Here is a 16962-nt window from a genome sequence, read left to right as displayed (position 1 = left end):
CGATAACGCGTGCTTGCTGAATGAACGCGGCGCCTGTGAGTTTTTCGCGAGCAAGCTCGCTCCTACAAAAAATCCTTCATTGGATTCAGCTCAGGTTTTCCAGCGTCTGCGTGTCCCAGCGGTGGGTCTTGATCGCCAGGTAGAGCATGCCGATGGTCAGCGGAATCTTGTCACCACGGCCTTTGGCGCGACGCTTCAGGAACACGTCGAACACCGGCGGCTGGAAGTAACGATAAGCGTCGTAGTCGCTCAGGTCGACACCAAAATCCTGCTCCAGCGCCTCCATGAATTGCTTGGCCTCAGCACCATCGCACCCGAGGTCGAAGTTCAGTGAGGTGTGCAAGCCAATGGTCTTGTGTGTTGGCAAGCCGATTTCTTCATGCAGCAATTGCACAAGTTGCTGCATGGCAGGGTCTTCTGGGAAGTTGGGGGCCAGGTTCATGGTGGGGGCACGCAGGCGTGGGTGAGGGGGCCTGTCACGTTGCAGGCGGTATTTGTTTCGCGTGGCGAAGAGAGCCAAGCCTATCAAGAACAAGGCCAGGGGAAGAAGTTGAATGTTCAGGACAATGGCGATGTAGGGTAGCCAGAACAACAGAAGCAGTCCCGTTACGATGAAGGTAACGGCGAAACGCGTTCTTAACGTGCCGTCAGTGATTTTGTAATACAGCAGCAGATGGAGAGCGAACAATAGCGCTGTTTGTAGGTAAAGCCATTGACTAAAGTTCATCTGGAGTGCACATGCATTGAGACACTTGAGCGCTGCGGGCCTATGCCACCGCTGACCTGAGCATCCAGGCCAATGACGATGTCTGCGCTGTGAAAGTTACGGATCCTGCGAGAAATCAAATCGCTGGTAGCGTTCTCGACTATCGATTCTGCTTTGCTGGATATGATCCCGACAGGGGCTGTAACTGCGCCAGAAATGATTTCTTTTATGAGGTTGTTCCGATTGTTCAAGCTATCTGCCTGCTTCCTGGTCAGTGGCTTTGAGACGCCCACTGTCATGACGTAGGATAGATCTCGGGCGAGCATCCTTTCGTACAACTTCTGAAGCCGCAAGCGGACCTCTATCACTGAAGCTTTTGCTTCCAGCAAGCAAAGTGTGGCTAGCTCTTGTCGATTGTTTGGCATCACGGTGAGTCGAACTACCGTGAAAGTGATGCCATAGTGGCCGATATATTGAGTCCTTTCGATGTTCACGGTTTTTTCCGAGACAGTTGATAGGAGGTTATGTTCAGTCGGCTACGCGTAACTGGTATAGAGGGTTGAACGGGTATTTGAAGCAGTTTGGGAAACGGATGGCGTGACGTTTGGCGGTGTCTTACAAAAGCCTCCGGCATTTATGGCTTGCAACGATGTAATGGGTAAAGCTGATCAGTTGTAGGAGCGAGCTTGCTCGCGAAAAACTCAAGGGCGCCGCGTTTTTTCTGATTTACCGCGTCATCGTTGGCGATTTTCGCGAGCAAGTTCGCTCCTACACAGGTGTTGCTTAGACTTGCGCTTGTTCAGGTTGCAGCTGAACGTGTTGCGCGGCTTCCAACAAATCACGGCCGTCCTGAACGAGCAGGTACAGCGCATTAATGATGTGGGTAATGTCTTTGAGGTCAGCGTGTTCGAAGGTCAGGCAAGAGAAAGTTTCCAATCAGTCGCTGGCGGCGCGGATACGCTGGTGGGCGGCGGATTGGATGTCTATGGCTGATGCTTGAGTGTCGATGAGAAGCGGGTAACAGGCGATCAAGGTCGTAGGGCGACGGAAAGAGTGGAAGGTTGCCTACGGCGATTTCGGATAATTCCCGCTCGGCCTGGTGCAGGCGTGCCTCATCGAGCAAATGGAGGCGGTTGCGCAGAGTGCTGCTACCGGGGTAGCAGTATGGGGCCTGGCCCACCCCGTATTTGTCGAGCATCAGCTAGAGGTGTTGCGGTACTTGGCAAGGACGGCTTCGCGTGTCGGCAGGGGTTTGTCGACGTCGGTCGGTTGGGTATCGAACCCTTCCAGGCGCAGGCTGGCCAAGTAATTGGAACGCCGGATCTTGTGATAGTGATCCTGTTTTTGCTCAAACGTCAGTTCGCTCATTGCTGCGTCCTCTTGGAAAGCAAGGCTTGAATGTAGCGCAATGCGTAGCTCGGTAGGCGGGATAAAACGCCCGTCACAACTTGTATAAAAATCTGCCAGCGAGCTCATTTCAGCGTATGTTTCACCGCAAAATCTTGTAGGGCGATTCCGCCCACTACTTAAAGGGAGTTAAGCATGGGTTTGCTTCGTGTCGCCTCGGCGATGTCTTTGTGTGCGGTGGCGTTTTCTGCCCAGGCCGAGCAGTTGCCGATTGAAGTGCTGAGCGCGGTGGTCAAGGACCAGAAAATCGCCGATGCCGAGGTGCTGCTGCAACGTAATGGCGCGCAGAACGTGGTGGGCCGTACCAACGCGCAAGGCCAGGTGACGCTGACCAGTGAAGTGGCTGACGATGCCAGCAACCTGCTGATCATCAAGAAGCCTGGCTATTCCAACCTGGTGGTGAAGTGCCCGTGCAAAGGCATGACCTATGCCATCAGCCCGGTGATGGAAAATCTCGACGGCCTGCGTGTGGTGTTGACCTGGGGCAAGGCTCCGCGCGACCTCGACTCCCATATGATCTTCCCCGGCAATAACATCTTCTTCAACAATAAAAAGGGCACCGACGCCGAACTGGACGTGGATGACACCGATAGCTATGGCCCGGAGACCATCACCCTGCAGAAAAAGCATTACGGCGAAAGCTACGTCTATGCCGTGCACGACTATTCCAACAGCGGCTCTCCCACCTCCAGCGAGTTGTCCAACAGTGAGGCCAAGGTGTTCGTGTACATGGGGCAATCCCTGGTACGCACCTACTATGTGCCGCAGAACCGCACGGGCAACCTGTGGACTGTGTTCCGCATGACCGGCAGTGGCGACTTCCAGGACATCAACACCTTCACCGGCGTGAGAGTTGGCGCCGAAGATGTACTCAACGAGGTCAAGCCGTTGCTGGACGACAGTGTGGCCGTCACTGCCGTGACGGCGAGCACGTCGGCACAGGCCGATGCGAAGAAGCTGAACCTCAAGGGCGAAGCGGCCTACCAGGCCGGTAACCTGGACCAGGCCATCGACTTCTTCCGTCAAGCCATCGAGCTGGATAACAGCTTCGGCAAGGCTTACGGCAACCTGGGCCTGGCGTATCAGAAAGCCGGCAATACCGCGGAGTCGATCTGGGCCAACCGCAAGGCTATCGCCCTGGCCACCGGTACCAATGCCGCGACTGTGCGCGCCGGTGCTTACTACAACATTGCACGCATCTACGAAGCGGCCGAGCAGTTCCCGGATGCGCTGCGTCATTACCAGTTGGCCAAGGAGCAAAAGGCCAACCCGGTGTATGACACGGCGATCGAGCGGGTGCAAAACCGCTGATTCAGCAGTAGCACGGTTTTAAAATGTGGGAGAGGGCTAGCCAGCTCCCACATTTGTATCTGCTGCGTCTTGTTACTTTCTCGGAAAAGTCCCACTTCGGCCCTGAGCCATCCTTCCCTCTGTGTATCATCCTGTCTCTTTTTTCCTCGCGACCTTTCTCGATTCGCTGAGAATCCCGGGCTATGTTTTTGAGCCAACTCAGCGGTCAATGGAGTGACAGCCTTATGCACGACACCCTCCAGCAGGTCTTTGGTTACCCACACTTTCGCTTGGGCCAGGAAGAGACGGTCAGCGCCGTGCTGGCTGGGCGATCTGCCGCCGCCATTTTCCCTACGGGGTCGGGCAAATCCTTGTGTTACCAGCTGTCGGCCGTGTTGCTGCCGCACCTGACGCTGGTGGTGTCGCCGTTGCTGGCGTTGATGCAGGACCAGTTGGGTTTCCTGCAGCGCCATGGCATTTCGGCGGGCAGTATCGACTCGGCCCAGAGCCGTGATGAGGCCAATGATGTAATGGCCCGTGCGCGATCGGGCGAGCTCAAGATTCTGATGATTTCCGTGGAGCGTTTGAAGAACGAGCGTTTCCGTAATTTCCTGAACAGCGTGCAGATCTCGTTGCTGGTGGTAGACGAGGCGCACTGTATCTCCGAATGGGGCCACAACTTCCGCCCGGATTATTTGAAGCTGCCGGACTACCAGCGCCAGTTCAACATCCCTCAGGCGCTGTTGCTGACGGCCACGGCCACGCCCCAGGTGATCGCCGACATGCAGGCCAAGTTCGCCATTGCTGCCGAAGATGTAGTGACCACGGGCTTCTATCGCCCCAACCTCAACCTGCTGGTGGAACCGGTCAGCGGCCACGACAAACGCCGCAGGCTGCTGGAATGGATGAAAGCGCGGGCCAACCAGCCGAGTATTGTCTACGTCACCTTGCAGAAAACCGCCGAACAGATTTCCGAGCATCTGAACCGCCACGGTATTCAGGCCGAGGCTTATCACGCGGGGCTGCCCCATGAAAAACGCGAAGGTATCCAGCAGCGTTTCATGGGCGGGCGTTCCAATTGCATTGTCGCAACTATCGCGTTTGGCATGGGCATCGACAAGAGTGACATCCGCAATGTCGTGCACTTCGACCTGCCCAAGTCAATCGAGAACTACAGCCAGGAAATCGGCCGCGCAGGGCGTGACGGGCAGCCGTCGGATTGCCTGGTGTTGGCCAACCGCGACAGCCTCAATGTGCTGGAAAACTTCGTGTACGGTGATACGCCGGAGCAGGACGGCATTTTGCGCGTACTGGAGGAATTGCAGGCCGCGCGTAGTGAAGGGCAGTGGGAGTTCCTGCTCAGGTCGCTGTCGGACCACAGCAATATTCGCGAGTTGCCGCTCAAGACGCTCCTGGTGCAGTTGGAGCTCAAGGGCGTGATCGCGCCGCGCTATGCGTTTTATGCGGAATACCGTTTCAAATACCTGATCGAGCCCGAGGCCTTGCTGGCGCGTTTTACCGGCGAGCGGCAGCAGTTTGTCGCGGCGATCATCCAGGTGTGCAAGCGCGCTAAAACCTGGGCGACGGTCGATTTCGATGCGCTTTATCAACAGCACAATGCCGAGCGTAGTCGGGTGGTGAAGGCACTGGATTATTTTCAGGAGCAGGGCCTGATCGAGCTCGAAAGCAAGCAGATGACTGAGGTCTACAGTTTGCTCGACACCCATTTCGGCCCCCACGCGTTAAGCGCCGAGTTATACACAGGCTTCAAGCAGCATGAGGTGACGGAGGTCGCGCGGATTCACGCCATGCTCGACCTGTTCGCCACCGACCACTGCCTGGGGCAACGTCTGGCGCACTACTTTGGTGATGATAATGCGCCCCGGCGTTGCGGGCATTGTTCGGTATGCCACGGCCAGGTCGCCCATCTGCCGGCGCCGCCGAGCCTGCCGCCGCTTGTGGATAAAAACTTCATGGGGCTGTGCGGTGATTTTATCCACAGGCATCATGAGCACACGGGGCACTTGCCGAATGCGGAGCGTTTGACGCGTTTCCTTGGCGGTATCAGCGTACCGTTGTTTACCAAGTTGAAGGCGCGAGGCATTCCCGGTTTTGCTGCGCTGGAAGACTACCCCTACGCCGAGGTGCGCGACTGGGCCCATGCTCAATTGGATCAACTTTGATGAGACTTGCCGATGCCTGACTCAACGCCTGTGCGCGACGATTACCGCCACTTCCAACCGATCACCACGCGTTGGCACGACAACGATGCCTACGGCCATGTGAATAACGTCACTTACTACAGCTTCTTCGATACAGCCGTTAATACCTACCTGATCGAACAGGGCGGGTTGGATATTCATGACGGTGAGGTGGTGGGGTTTGTGGTGAGTTCGGCCTGCGATTACTTCGCCTCGATCGCTTTTCCCGAGTGCATTGAGGTCGGCCTGCGGGTGGGCAAGCTGGGCAATAGCTCGGTGCAGTATGAGCTGGCGGTATTCAAGGCGGGCGAGGAGGAGGCGTGTGCGGCGGGGCGCTTTGTCCATGTGTTTGTGGACCGAGCCTCGAACCAGCCAGTGCCGATTCCGGGAATGTTGCGCGAAGCGATGCAGCGGCTGCTGGTTTGACGCACCTACAAGCAATACAGACCAAATGTGGGAGCCGGGCTTGCCCGCGATGGCGCAGTATCAGGCAGTACGTCTAAACCTGATTCACTGCTATCGCGGGCAAGCCCGGCTCCCACATCGGATGTGTTCGTCAGAGCGCGGGTTTATCAGTCGCGATAACGATGCTTGTTCTTGCGATGCCCATAGGCATGGCCGCGACCTGGGTGGCCATCGCGGTAGTAGCGACGATCATCACGGTCGCGATCGCGGTAATGGCGGCTGTCGCGATCACTTTCGTTACCCATGTAGTTGCCTAGCGCGCCGCCCGCGCCACCGCCGGCTGCGGAGCCGATCAGTGCACCGGTGCTGCCGCCAACGCTGCGCCCTACGACGTTACCGCCGGCTGCGCCCAGTGCGCCACCAATGGCGGCTTCGCCACGGCTACGTTTGTCGGCGCCGACTGCACTACCGCCTGCGCCGCCCAGGGCCGCGCCAATGGTCGAACCGGTGTTGCCGCCCAACTGCTGGCCGACAACAGAACCTAGTACCCCACCCAATGCGCCGCCTACACCGGCTTCGGTGGTGCCGCCTGCCATGGCTGCGCCACTGACCAGGCCAAGGGACAACAAGAGAATCGAGGAGAACTTCATTCAGGGAAACCTCAAGGGATGACGGCGCGATCCTGAGGTTGTATCGAGGCGCTGACAATCGAAATCCGACCGGCGGCAGAGGTTGTATACAATTTGCTAAGTTGCTGTTTTGTATGGGGAACTTAAGTCGTTTTTACGGGTCTTTAGCTACTTCGGAAGGGCCGCTTTTATGCAAAAGCGGCCTTTTTTTGTGCCTGCAGAATGTGTGGTGCTTGTGCTGGCCTCTCGCGGGCAAGCCCGCTCCCACATTCGATCGGTCCACACAGTCTCAATGGTGAACCCATCCCAGTGTGGGAGCGGGCTTGCCCGCGAAAGCGGTAGTTCAAGAAACACATATCTCGGATCAAGTCAGGCCGAGCGCGCCATGATCAACCCATTGTCACTCGCCGCTTCCAAGCGAATCGCAACAAACTTGGACGTTGGCGTATGGCTACCATCGCCAGTGCTTTCCAATGGCACCAATGGGTTCACTTCGGGGTAGTAAGCCGCCGCCTGCCCCGCCGGAATATCAAATGCCAGCAGCGTAAAGCCCTTCACGCGGCGCTCACGGCCGTCTTCCCACAGCGACACGATGTCTGCCTTCTGCCCCGGCTTGAAGCCCAGGCGGATGATGTCGGCTTCGTTGACGAACAGCACGTCACGCTGGCCTTTGACCCCGCGATAACGGTCGTCCAGGCCGTAGATGGTGGTGTTGTACTGATCATGGGAGCGCATTGACTGCATGATAAGGTCCGGCACTCGGCCCGTGGCGTGGGTGCGTTCGTGGATCAGGTCTTTGGGCAAGATGTTCGGGCGGAAGTTGGCGCGACCTGATGGAGTGTTCCAGCGCCGTGCGCCGGCGGAGTTACCCAGATAGAAACCGCCTGGATGCTTGATCTTCTCGTTGAAGTCCTTGAAGCCTGGGATGGTGTCGGCGATCAGGTCGCGGATGCGCCCGTAGTCGGCCACCAGCCAGTTCCAATCCACGGGCTTGCTGCCCAGGGTGGCGGCAGCAATGCCCGCCAGGATCGCCGGCTCGGACTTCATCAGTTTCGACAGCGGTTGCAGTTGGCCGTTGGAGCCGTGGACCATGCTGAACGAGTCTTCCACCGTCACCGCTTGCGGGCCGTCGGCCTGGATGTCTATGTCGGTGCGGCCCAGGCACGGCAGGATCAACGCATCTTTACCGTGCATCAGGTGGCTGCGGTTGAGCTTGGTGCTGATCTGCACGGTCAGGTCGCAATTTCGCAGCGCTTCAAAGGTACGCGTGCTGTCTGGCGTGGCTTGGGCAAAGTTGCCGCCCAGGCCGATAAAGACTTTGGAGCGGCCTTCAAGCATGGCGTGAATCGCTTCCACCACGTTATGGCCATTGTCGCGAGGCACCTGGAACTGGAAACGACGCTCCAGCGCGTCCAGAAACGCCACCGGTGGGCGTTCGTTGATGCCCATGGTGCGGTCGCCCTGTACGTTACTGTGGCCACGCACCGGGCACAGCCCGGCACCTGGGCGGCCGATATTGCCGCGCAGCAGCATCAGGTTGGCGATTTCCTGGATGGTCGGCACCGAGTGGCGGTGCTGGGTAATCCCCATCGCCCAGCACATGATTACATTCTTGCCTTTGGCGTACATGCGTGCCGCTTGCTCAATCTCCACCAGGGTCAGGCCGGACTGCTCGACGATCTCCTCCCACGAGGTGTCGTCGATCTGACCCAGGTATTCCAGGACGTTGGCAGTGTGCTCATTGAGGAAGTCGTGGTCGAACACCGCTTCCTTGCCTTCGGCCAGGGCTTGGCGTTCCCACAGCAGCAGGAACTTGGCCATGCCACGCAAGATAGCCATATCGCCACCCAGCGCCGGGCGGAAGTAGGCGGTGTTGGTCGGCTTGTCGCCGTTGGTGAGCATTTCCAGCGGATGTTGCGGGTGCTGGAAGCGCTCCAGGCCGCGCTCTTTCAGGGGGTTGATACACACCACCTGAGCGCCGCGTTTCACCGCTTCGCGCAGCGGCTCGAGCATGCGTGGGTGGTTGGTGCCGGGGTTCTGGCCCCAGACGAAAATGGCATCGGCATGTTCGAAGTCATCAAAGGTCACAGTGCCTTTGCCCACGCCGACACTCTGCGCCAGGGCTACGCCGCTGGCTTCGTGGCACATGTTCGAGCAGTCCGGGAAGTTGTTGGTGCCAAAGGCGCGTACGAACAACTGGTACAGGTAGGCGGCTTCGTTGCTGGCGCGGCCCGAGGTGTAGAACTCGGCCATGTTCGGGCTGGGCAGCGCGTTGAGGTGCTTGCCGATCAGATCGAACGCTGCATCCCAACTGATGGGCAGGTAGCGATCGCTCTCGGCGTCATAGCGCATTGGCTCCGTCAGGCGGCCCTGATACTCCAGCCAGTAGTCACTTTGCTCCAGCAACGCCGTGACGCTGTGCTTGGCGAAGAAGGCCGCATCGACACGGCGCTTGGTGGCTTCCCAGTTGACCGCCTTGGCGCCGTTTTCGCAGAACTTGACCATGCCGCTTTCCGGCGAGTCGCCCCAGGCGCAGCCCGGGCAGTCGAAGCCGCCGTTCTGATTGGTCTTGAGCATCATGCGCAGGTTTTTCAGGGCGTTGTCACTGGTCAGCCAGGCTTGCGCCACACTGATCAGGGCGCCCCAGCCACCGGCTGGGCCTTTATAGGGCTTGTAGCGTGGGGTTGGGGTCTGGTCGGCTTGGTGGTGAAGGCTCATGGCTGGTGCTCCATCGCAGGGCTATAGACCCGTGGCGCGCTTTTTTGCGGCAGGTGGATAAGGTTGAGGTTGTGCCGGCGCGCCCATTGCAAGGCCAGGCCGGTGGGCGACGACAGGCTGACCAGGGTCTGGATACCCGCGCGCAAGACTTTCTGAATCAATTCGAGGCTGCAGCGGCTGGTAACAATCGCCAGGCCGCCGTCGGTCGGAATCTTTTGGCGGATCAACGCGCCAATCAATTTATCCAGGGCGTTATGCCGGCCGATGTCTTCGCGACCCATCAGCAATTCCCCCTGGCTGTTCATAAAAACCGCCGCATGCACGGCGCCGCTGTGCTGGCCCAGGGGTTGGAATGCGCTGATACGCTGGCGCAGGCCGTCGAGCCACTGCGCCGGCGGCAAGGGCGCGCCGGGCAGTACCTGGAGGTCGGGCAATGCTTGCTCTACCGCTTCCACGCCACACAGGCCGCAGCCGCTGGTGCCCGCCAATTGGCGGCGTTGCTGCTTGAGGTTCCAGAACGCACGGCTGGAAACCTGCACCTGAGCGTACTGGGCTGCGCCTGACCCGCTGATTTTCAGGTCATAAATGTCGTTAACGTCGGTGATAATGCCGCTGCCGAGGCTGAAACCTACAATGAAGTCTTCCAGGTCCGTAGGCGTCACCAGCATCACCGCCTGGCTGATATCGTTGTAGGCAATCGCCAACGCCACTTCTTCGGCCAGCGCAGTGCTGGCGACTTCAGTGTGTTCAAGATTGCAATAGTGATAGCTCTGGCTGGCGACGGGCGCGGTCGATTCGAGAGCGGGCGCCGCGCAGTGAGGGCGCTTGGCGTTCATGGGGCAGTACCACCGGCGGATTGATCAGTGTTTAGACTAGGCGCGACAAAGGGTCACGTCTAATCGCCAGTATTGATCTATTGATAGAGGGCGTCGATCAAGGTTCACCCGCGTTTTCGTCGGGCTTATTCCAGGCAGGGGTGATTGCGATACTTTTGAGTCTTTAGCCAGTCTGGAACCCAAGTCGGCAGGACTGGTCTAGTCTTGGGCATCTGGAAATTAAATCCCAAGGAGAGCGCACCATGAGTATTTTTAGCTTTATCAAAGAAGCCGGCGAAAAGATTGTCGACCTGTTGACGCCGGGTAATGCGAACGCCAGTGAGCAGTTGAAGGAGCATGTGAGCAAGGTGGGCCTGGGTAATCCAAACGTGCAAACCACGGTGGATGGCGACAAGGTCACAGTGACCGGTGAAGTGGCCACGCAGGAAGAGAAAGAAAAGATCCTGTTGGCGCTGGGCAACATTGCCGGCGTGGCAAGTGTGGATGACCAGATTACTGTCAGTGGTCCAGTCGTGGTGGCTTCACGCTTTGTTGTTGTGAAAAGCGGTGACACTCTCAGCGCAATCTCTAAAACGGTCTATGGCGACGCGAATAAGTACAACAAGATTTTCGAGGCTAACAAGCCACTGTTGTCGCACCCGGACAAGATCTACCCGGGCCAGACACTGCGCATCCCTGAGTAATACGCAGGATAAAATGAGCAAGCTCACCCTTTTGTAGGAGCGAGCTTGCTCGCGAAAAACTCACAGGCACCGCGTTCACCCAGGAAGCACGCGTTATCGTTGACGTTTTTCGCGAGCAAGCTCGCTCCTACATAAGCCCGGCGATGAGTTCTCGATAATCCCCGACGGCCGCAAATTCTGCGGTGTCCTTTGAGCCTTTTTTGCTATCAGGTTCTTTCACTGCCAGTAAATATCCCACGCCGAAATCCCGGGCACTGCGCAGGATCGGCAAAGTGTCATCTATAAACAGGCTACGGGCCGGGTCAAAGTGGATATCCGTTTGTAAGGCCTCCCAGAATTGCGGGTTTTCCTTGGGGAAACCGTAGTCGTGAGAGCTGATCAATCGCTCGAAATACGGCGCCAGTTCAATGCGCTCCAACTTCAATGACAGCGAATCACGATGAGCGTTGGTGATCATGATCACGCGCTTGCCGGCCTGTTTGATCGCCGCCAGGAAGGTATCGGCATCCGGACGCAGGGCAATCAGGTGGGCGGTTTCCAATTTGAGCTCGCGCACCGGGATCTTGAGCTCGGCGCTCCAGAAATCCAGGCAATACCATTGCAACTGTCCGGCGTTACGCTCGAACAGTGGCTGCAACTCCATCTCGGCCATGGCTCGGCTTACGCCGTGCAGTTCGGCATAGCGTTGCGGCAGGTGTTCCATCCAGAAGTGGTTGTCGTAATGCAGGTCGAGCAGGGTGCCGTCCATGTCCAGCAGGACGGTGTCGATGGCGTGCCAGGGCAGAGAGGACATGGTGGGGTCTCATGTAAGTAAAAATATCCGACACAGACAATCGGAAAAGCCACGGTATAGTAACCCGATCACGCCAAGGAGCCGTTTATGCGCCAGAAACCCACTGTCCTCGCCCGCGAAATAGTCGCCAGTAGCCGTTTGTTCCGCGTGGAGGAAGTGCAATTGCGCTTTTCCAATGGCGTTGAGCGGACCTATGAGCGTCTTGTCGGGCGTGGCACGGGCTATGGCGCCGTGATGATTGTGGCGATGATCGATGAAGATCATGCAGTGCTGGTGGAAGAATACTGCGGCGGCACTGACGAATATGAATTGTCGTTGCCCAAAGGCCTGATCGAGCCCGGCGAAGACGTGCTTGCAGCGGCAGACCGCGAACTCAAGGAAGAGGCCGGCTACGGTGCACGGCAGTTGGAGCACATCACCGAGCTGTCATTGTCGCCCGGCTATATGAGCCAGAAGATCCAGGTGGTGTTGGCTACCGATCTCTACGAAGAGCGTCTTGAAGGTGATGAGCCCGAACCAATGCGGGTAGACCGGGTCAACCTGCGTGAGCTGTCGGCGCTGGCGCAAAACGAGCAGTTCAGCGAAGGTCGCGCCCTGGCTGCGCTGTATCTGGTGAGAGATCTGTTGACCCAGCGTGGAGCGTTCACCGCATGAGCGAACTGTTTTTAGGCCACCCGTTTATCGCACCGGTCATTGAGATGGCTCGGCAGGCGGGTGAAGCCATCCTGCCGTACTGGCGTGCCGAGGTAGCCGTGACGTCCAAAGCGGATGATTCTCCCGTGACGGCTGCCGACCTGGCTGCCCACCATCTCATTCTCGCAGGCCTCACCGCGCTGGACCCAAGCATTCCAGTGCTGTCTGAAGAGGACGCCGATATCGATCAGAGCGTGCGTGCCGGCTGGCAGCGCTGGTGGTTGGTGGACCCTCTGGATGGCACCAAGGAATTCATTTCTGGGAGTGAAGAGTTCACCGTCAATATTGCATTGATCGAACAGGGCCGCGTGGTGTTCGGCGTGGTGTCGATACCGACCACTGGCCGTTGCTACTTCGGCGGCGCGGGCCTGGGGGCTTGGCGGTCGGACGTCAATGCAGCGCCCAAGCAGATTCAAGTACGCCAGGCTCCGGCCTCGGGTGAGGCCTTTACGGTGGTGGCCAGCCGTCGTCATACCAGCCCTGAGCAGGAGCGCCTGCTGAATGGCCTCAGTGAAGGCTTGGGCGAGTTGAAACTGGCGAACATCGGCAGCTCCTTGAAGTTTTGCTTATTAGCCGAGGGCAGTGCCGATTGTTATCCGCGCCTGGCGCCGACCTCGCAGTGGGATACCGCAGCGGCCCAGGGTGTATTGGAAGGAGCTGGGGGTGAAGTATTGGAGTTGAATGGCAAGCCGTTCAGCTACCCGGCGCGGGAGTCGTTGCTGAACCCGTTCTTTCTGGCGTTGCCGGCCAAGGCGGCGTGGCGTGAGCGGCTGTTGACCCTGGCCAGATCTTAAGGCCACTGCAGAGCAAAATGTGGGAGCGGGCTTTCCCGCGATGGCGGAGTGTCAGTCATACAGCTATTGGCTGATCCACCGCTATCGCAGGCAAGCCCGCTCCCACAGTTGTTTTGTGTCATGGCTGCTAGCGATGCAGGACGTACTGGCCGGTAAAGACGACGGCACGCTCTGCACTGCCCTCATTCACAATCCACGTCTCCAGCGCCAACCGCGCCCGCCCATAGCGCTGATAGGTCGCCACGAAGCGCTTCCAAATCTTTTCATCCGGCGCCGCGCAAATGGCTGTCGCGTCCTGGGTCACCGGCAGCGGGTAGCTGATCTGCCCTTCCTGAATCACGATGTGCCCGTCTTCAATCCCGGCTTCACGCAGCTTCAGGTGCAGCCAACCCCAACCCGCCAGCACGGCGCCGCAGTAGAGGCTGCCGCCGAACATGGTGCTCTTGTGGTTGATATTGGCTTGCAAGGGCAGGTGCAGTTGCAGTTGGTCGTGTTGCCAGTCGAGCACCCTGAGGCCCATTTCCCGGGTGAGTGGGATGTCGTGGTGGAGGATGGATTCCAGGTAACGGCTATCACGGCTCATGGCGGCCTCTTTGTAGGTGGACGATGTCATTCGTCATCGGCGCTCTGGCCGGCACTGTCGGCGAAGTTCAGGCCGTGTTTGCGCAGTTTGTCGTGCAAGGTTTTGCGCGGTACGCCCAGGGCTTCGGCGAGGCTGCGCACAGAGCTGTGGGGGCGGGTCAGTTCGGCGGCGATCAGGCTTTTTTCGAACTGTTCGACTTGCTCGCTCAGGCCTCCAGGTGTGGAAGTCAGCACACCGGCGGCGGGGTGGTCCTGGGTGTTATCCAGGGCCAACTCCAGGCCGAGGGCGAAACGCTCCGCGGCGTTTTGCAGTTCCCGCACATTGCCCGGCCAGCTGTGGCGTAGCAACAGCGCGCGCTGGCCCGGTTGCAGTTCGTGCAAGGGCAGGCCGTGGCGGCTGCTGGCCTCGTCGGCGAAGTGCTGGAACAGCATCAGCGCATCTTCGCCCCGTTCTCGTAGCGGGGGGATGCGCAGCGGCGCCACATTGAGGCGGTAATACAAGTCGGCACGGAAGCGGCCCTGGTCGGCGGCCTGGCGCAGGTCTTCCTTGGTGGCGGCGATAATGCGGATATCCAGCGGGATCAGCTGATTGCCACCCAGGCGTTCCACGACGCGCTCCTGTAAAAGGCGCAGCAACTTGACCTGTACATCCAGGCTCATGCTTTCAATTTCATCCAGAAACAGCGTGCCGCCATTGGCAAACTCGAACTTGCCGATGCGGCGCTTTTGCGCGCCGGTAAACGCGCCGGGTTCATGGCCGAACAGTTCGCTTTCCACCACCGATTCCGCCAGCGCCCCGGCATTGATCGCCACAAACGGGCCGCTGCGTCGGCTTGAGAGATCGTGCAGGGCGCGGGCGACGACCTCCTTGCCTGCCCCGGTTTCGCCGAGGATCAGCACATCGGCCTTGGTCGCGGCCAGTGCACCGATTTGCTCGCGCAGGCGCAACATCTGTGGCGAGTGCCCTACCAGGCGCGTACTGAGTTGCTGGCGGTCGCTGAGAGCCAGGCGCAGGCTGCGGTTGTCCAGCACCAGCCGGCGCAGGGCCAGGGCACGGCGCACGCTGTCGAGCAGCGCGTCGCTGGCGAAGGGTTTTTCCAGGAAGTCATAGGCGCCGGCACGCATGGCTTGCACCGCCAGCGGTACGTCGCCGTGGCCGGTGATCAGCAGCACCGGCAGGTCGGGGTCCTGGCCGTGCAGTTCAGCCAGCAGTTCCAGGCCGTCCATGCCGGGCATGCGAATGTCGCTGACTACCACGCCCGGCCAGTCGCGGGACAGGCGTGCGGTGAGCCCGTTGGCTTCTCCCAGGGGCAGGACTTTCAGGCCGGCCAGGTCCAGGGTCTGGCACAGGGCCTGACGCAGGTGTGGATCGTCGTCGATCAATACCACCTGAATCGAGTTGTCGATACTCATACACTGCGGTCCTCGGACGGTTGCAGACTGACGCCCGGCGAGCCGGCGCGCAATTTCAAGGTTAACAGCGCGCCGCCCTCCTTGTGGTTGGCGAACAACAGTTCGCCGCCGAAGGCGCGCATCAGGGTGTCGCAGATCGCCAGGCCCAGGCCCAGGCCCTGGGTGCGCGTCTTGGTGGTGTAGAACGGCTCGCTGGCGCGGCCCAGGGCTTCCATGCAAAAGCCCGGGCCATTGTCGCGAATGTACAGGTTGACGCCCTGGGGCGTGGTTTCGGCACTCAGCCAGAGTCTGCGTGGCGGGCCTTTTTCGGTGAGGGCGTCCAGAGCATTGGCCAGCAAGTTACCCAGCACCTGGCGCAGACGGGTTTCACCGGCCTGCACCCACAAGGTCGCCTCTGGCAAGTCGCGAATCAACTCCACCTCCATCGAACGCCGACGCTTGGCCAGTAATGCCAGGGCGTCATCCAGTGCCGGTTGCAGGGCCACGCTCTCCGGCGCGTGACGGTCACGGCGGGCGAAGGCGCGCAAGTGGGCGATGATCGAGGCCATACGCCCGGTCAATTCACTGATCAGCTTGAGGTTGCCGCGGGCATCGTTGGTGCGCTCATGGTCGAGCAGGATCTCGGCGTTTTCGGCATAGCTGCGAATCGCCGCCAGTGGCTGATTCAATTCATGGCTGATACTCGCCGACATGGTGCCCAGCGCCGAGAGTTTACCGGCCTGGACCAGATCATCCTGGGCGCGCACCAGTTCTTGCTGGGCATGCTCGCGCTCCAGCACTTCCTGTTTAAGGCGCCGGTTAAGGCCCTCCAGGTCGCTGGTACGCTCGGCCACGCGCATTTCCAACTCGCGGCGGGCCTTGGCTTCGAAGGCGATGCGTTCCAGATAGTGCCGGCGGCGCTGCATCAGCAACCCCAGCAACAGCATCAGCACCAACAACGTGGCACCGCCCACGGCGACGACCGTGCGCACCGGACGGTTGATCAGCGAGCGCGGCGCGAGGATTTCCACGTTCCAGCCGGTCTCGGCGATAGCCGTGGACTGGCGCAGCCAAGCGCTGCTGCTGAGGCTCAACGGCTGCGGGTCGCGGGTGGGGTAGGGCTGGATAGCAATGATGGCCTGGCGTTCTTCGGCGGTCAGTGGCCGCGTGGCGCGGAATCGCCATTGCGGGCGCGAAGTGAGGATCACCACGCCGTTGTGGTCGGTGACCAGCAATTGTTCCGGGGTATTGCCCCACAGGCTTTCGGTGTGGTCCAGGTCGACCTTCACCACCAGCACGCCGATGATGGTATCGCCGTCACGCACCGCGGCGGCGAAGAAGTAGCCGCGCTTGGCCGAGGTGGTGCCCAGGCCGAAGAACCGTCCGAGGCGCCCGGCCATGGCTTCGCTGAAATACGGACGGAAGGAAAAGTTGCGCCCCACAAAGCTGTCTTGTTTGTCCCAGTTGGACGCGGCGAGGGTCTTGCCGGTGGTGTCCATCAGATACATCACCTCTACCCCGGCCTGGGCGGCGACGTCCTTGAGCAACTGGTTGGCATTGACCAGGTGGGTGCTGACGTGGGGCGCGCCCAATGCAGTGCGCAGGGCCGGTAAGTCCCCGAGGATCTGCGGCAGTATTTCGTAGCGGTGCAGGGTGCCCAGCAAGTTGGCGACGTAGAGGTCGAGGGTCTGGCGGTTTTGCCCGGCCAGCTCGCTGCGGTAATAGCGCTCGGCCAAATGCTCCAGCGGCCACAACAGCGGTGCCAGGCACAGAGCCAGCAGGGCGAGGCTGCGCCAGCGGGGTCTTCGCGGAAGGGGTGGGGTCATGGAAGTC

At 59.6% G+C, this 16962-nt stretch carries 17 protein-coding genes and 1 pseudogene; 7 read left to right on the top strand and 11 right to left on the bottom strand.

Annotated features, from left to right (window positions below; all coding sequences use genetic code 11):
- Window positions 1–85: 85 nt before the first annotated feature.
- Entirely contained in the window at window positions 86–442 is a 357-nt protein-coding gene (locus AC1RAC_RS12355) for a DUF1493 family protein (protein ID WP_034125858.1), read from the bottom strand.
- A gap of 281 nt (window positions 443–723) precedes the next feature.
- A complete protein-coding gene (locus AC1RAC_RS12350) occupies window positions 724–1200 on the bottom strand; it encodes a hypothetical protein (RefSeq protein ID WP_492616621.1) in 477 nt (158 codons plus the stop codon).
- A 295-nt stretch (window positions 1201–1495) separates the two neighbouring features.
- On the opposite strand from AC1RAC_RS12350, the gene AC1RAC_RS12345 reads away from it, so the two are divergent.
- Entirely contained in the window at window positions 1496–1699 is a 204-nt protein-coding gene (locus tag AC1RAC_RS12345; protein ID WP_198848407.1) for a hypothetical protein, read from the top strand.
- A 13-nt stretch (window positions 1700–1712) separates the two neighbouring features.
- On the opposite strand, the pseudogene AC1RAC_RS12340 reads toward AC1RAC_RS12345, so the two are convergent.
- Window positions 1713–1904: pseudogene (locus AC1RAC_RS12340) on the bottom strand (cell filamentation protein Fic); the annotation flags it as partial.
- Entirely contained in the window at window positions 1904–2074 is a 171-nt protein-coding gene (locus AC1RAC_RS12335) for a YhfG family protein (RefSeq protein WP_087149535.1), read from the bottom strand. The gene AC1RAC_RS12335 and the pseudogene AC1RAC_RS12340, both read right to left, overlap by 1 nt.
- Window positions 2075–2248: 174 nt before the next feature.
- On the opposite strand from AC1RAC_RS12335, the gene AC1RAC_RS12330 reads away from it, so the two are divergent.
- From AC1RAC_RS12330 to AC1RAC_RS12320, 3 genes are all read left to right on the top strand, one after another.
- Window positions 2249–3424 (top strand): tetratricopeptide repeat protein, encoded by a 1176-nt coding sequence (locus AC1RAC_RS12330; protein WP_294172895.1) that lies wholly within the window; start codon window positions 2249–2251, stop codon window positions 3422–3424.
- A 224-nt stretch (window positions 3425–3648) separates the two neighbouring features.
- Window positions 3649–5586, top strand: a complete 1938-nt coding sequence (locus AC1RAC_RS12325; protein WP_492616620.1) for a RecQ family ATP-dependent DNA helicase — start codon at window positions 3649–3651, stop codon at window positions 5584–5586.
- Window positions 5587–5598: 12 nt separating this feature from the next.
- Window positions 5599–6030: an acyl-CoA thioesterase gene (locus AC1RAC_RS12320; protein WP_294172890.1), complete on the top strand. Its 432-nt coding sequence runs from the start codon at window positions 5599–5601 to the stop codon at window positions 6028–6030.
- Between the two features lie 146 nt (window positions 6031–6176).
- Here the strand turns inward: AC1RAC_RS12320 and AC1RAC_RS12315 are convergent, their stop codons facing one another.
- The 3 genes from AC1RAC_RS12315 to fdhD form a co-directional block, all read right to left on the bottom strand.
- Window positions 6177–6659 carry a glycine zipper domain-containing protein gene (locus AC1RAC_RS12315; protein WP_034125502.1) on the bottom strand — a complete coding sequence of 161 codons (483 nt, stop codon included), beginning with the start codon at window positions 6657–6659 and terminating at the stop codon, window positions 6177–6179.
- A gap of 348 nt (window positions 6660–7007) precedes the next feature.
- Window positions 7008–9356, bottom strand: coding sequence for an FdhF/YdeP family oxidoreductase (locus AC1RAC_RS12310; protein WP_186526723.1), 2349 nt, complete (start codon window positions 9354–9356; stop codon window positions 7008–7010).
- A complete protein-coding gene (gene fdhD, locus AC1RAC_RS12305) occupies window positions 9353–10192 on the bottom strand; it encodes a formate dehydrogenase accessory sulfurtransferase FdhD (RefSeq protein WP_003187702.1) in 840 nt (279 codons plus the stop codon). The genes AC1RAC_RS12310 and fdhD overlap by 4 nt, the downstream gene beginning before the upstream one ends.
- 242 nt (window positions 10193–10434) lie before the next feature.
- Between fdhD and lysM the strand changes: the two genes are divergently transcribed.
- Window positions 10435–10875 carry a peptidoglycan-binding protein LysM gene (lysM, locus tag AC1RAC_RS12300; protein ID WP_032894105.1) on the top strand — a complete coding sequence of 147 codons (441 nt, stop codon included), beginning with the start codon at window positions 10435–10437 and terminating at the stop codon, window positions 10873–10875.
- A 127-nt stretch (window positions 10876–11002) separates the two neighbouring features.
- Here the strand turns inward: lysM and yrfG are convergent, their stop codons facing one another.
- On the bottom strand, window positions 11003–11668 hold the full coding sequence (yrfG, locus tag AC1RAC_RS12295; RefSeq protein ID WP_492616619.1) for a GMP/IMP nucleotidase: 666 nt from the start codon (window positions 11666–11668) through the stop codon (window positions 11003–11005).
- Window positions 11669–11755: 87 nt separating this feature from the next.
- Between yrfG and nudE the strand changes: the two genes are divergently transcribed.
- Both nudE and cysQ read left to right on the top strand, forming a co-directional pair.
- Window positions 11756–12322, top strand: coding sequence for an ADP compounds hydrolase NudE (nudE, locus tag AC1RAC_RS12290; RefSeq protein ID WP_014716485.1), 567 nt, complete (start codon window positions 11756–11758; stop codon window positions 12320–12322).
- Window positions 12319–13155 (top strand): 3'(2'),5'-bisphosphate nucleotidase CysQ, encoded by an 837-nt coding sequence (cysQ, locus tag AC1RAC_RS12285; RefSeq protein WP_072445764.1) that lies wholly within the window; start codon window positions 12319–12321, stop codon window positions 13153–13155. Before nudE ends, cysQ begins: the two co-directional genes overlap by 4 nt.
- A 127-nt stretch (window positions 13156–13282) precedes the next feature.
- Here the strand turns inward: cysQ and AC1RAC_RS12280 are convergent, their stop codons facing one another.
- The 3 genes from AC1RAC_RS12280 to AC1RAC_RS12270 are packed head-to-tail and all read right to left on the bottom strand — an operon-like array spanning window position 13283 to window position 16955.
- On the bottom strand, window positions 13283–13738 hold the full coding sequence (locus AC1RAC_RS12280; protein WP_034125508.1) for a thioesterase domain-containing protein: 456 nt from the start codon (window positions 13736–13738) through the stop codon (window positions 13283–13285).
- A gap of 26 nt (window positions 13739–13764) precedes the next feature.
- Entirely contained in the window at window positions 13765–15150 is a 1386-nt protein-coding gene (locus tag AC1RAC_RS12275) for a sigma-54-dependent transcriptional regulator (protein ID WP_034125509.1), read from the bottom strand.
- Window positions 15147–16955, bottom strand: a complete 1809-nt coding sequence (locus AC1RAC_RS12270) for a sensor histidine kinase (protein ID WP_034125510.1) — start codon at window positions 16953–16955, stop codon at window positions 15147–15149. Before AC1RAC_RS12270 ends, AC1RAC_RS12275 begins: the two co-directional genes overlap by 4 nt.
- Window positions 16956–16962 lie beyond the last annotated feature (7 nt).

The organism is Pseudomonas sp. GW823-FHT02F05 (assembly GCF_058797315.1).
Note: the sequence above shows the minus strand (reverse complement) of the source record. Positions and strands in the feature narration are given on the sequence as shown.

Bases quoted from the DNA above. Each gene is read 5' to 3' on its own strand.
- cysQ (WP_072445764.1), top strand. From the start codon at position 12,319: ATGAGCGAACTGTTTTTAGGCCACCCGTTTATCGCACCGGTCATTGAG.
- AC1RAC_RS12330 (WP_294172895.1), top strand. From the start codon at position 2,249: ATGGGTTTGCTTCGTGTCGCCTCGGCGATGTCTTTGTGTGCGGTGGCG.
- AC1RAC_RS12310 (WP_186526723.1), bottom strand. From the start codon at position 9,356: ATGAGCCTTCACCACCAAGCCGACCAGACCCCAACCCCACGCTACAAG.
- AC1RAC_RS12320 (WP_294172890.1), top strand. From the start codon at position 5,599: ATGCCTGACTCAACGCCTGTGCGCGACGATTACCGCCACTTCCAACCG.
- AC1RAC_RS12280 (WP_034125508.1), bottom strand. From the start codon at position 13,738: ATGAGCCGTGATAGCCGTTACCTGGAATCCATCCTCCACCACGACATC.
- lysM (WP_032894105.1), top strand. From the start codon at position 10,435: ATGAGTATTTTTAGCTTTATCAAAGAAGCCGGCGAAAAGATTGTCGAC.
- yrfG (WP_492616619.1), bottom strand. From the start codon at position 11,668: ATGTCCTCTCTGCCCTGGCACGCCATCGACACCGTCCTGCTGGACATG.
- AC1RAC_RS12335 (WP_087149535.1), bottom strand. From the start codon at position 2,074: ATGAGCGAACTGACGTTTGAGCAAAAACAGGATCACTATCACAAGATC.
- AC1RAC_RS12355 (WP_034125858.1), bottom strand. From the start codon at position 442: ATGAACCTGGCCCCCAACTTCCCAGAAGACCCTGCCATGCAGCAACTT.
- AC1RAC_RS12325 (WP_492616620.1), top strand. From the start codon at position 3,649: ATGCACGACACCCTCCAGCAGGTCTTTGGTTACCCACACTTTCGCTTG.
- AC1RAC_RS12275 (WP_034125509.1), bottom strand. From the start codon at position 15,150: ATGAGTATCGACAACTCGATTCAGGTGGTATTGATCGACGACGATCCA.
- nudE (WP_014716485.1), top strand. From the start codon at position 11,756: ATGCGCCAGAAACCCACTGTCCTCGCCCGCGAAATAGTCGCCAGTAGC.
- AC1RAC_RS12315 (WP_034125502.1), bottom strand. From the start codon at position 6,659: ATGAAGTTCTCCTCGATTCTCTTGTTGTCCCTTGGCCTGGTCAGTGGC.
- AC1RAC_RS12270 (WP_034125510.1), bottom strand. From the start codon at position 16,955: ATGACCCCACCCCTTCCGCGAAGACCCCGCTGGCGCAGCCTCGCCCTG.
- fdhD (WP_003187702.1), bottom strand. From the start codon at position 10,192: ATGAACGCCAAGCGCCCTCACTGCGCGGCGCCCGCTCTCGAATCGACC.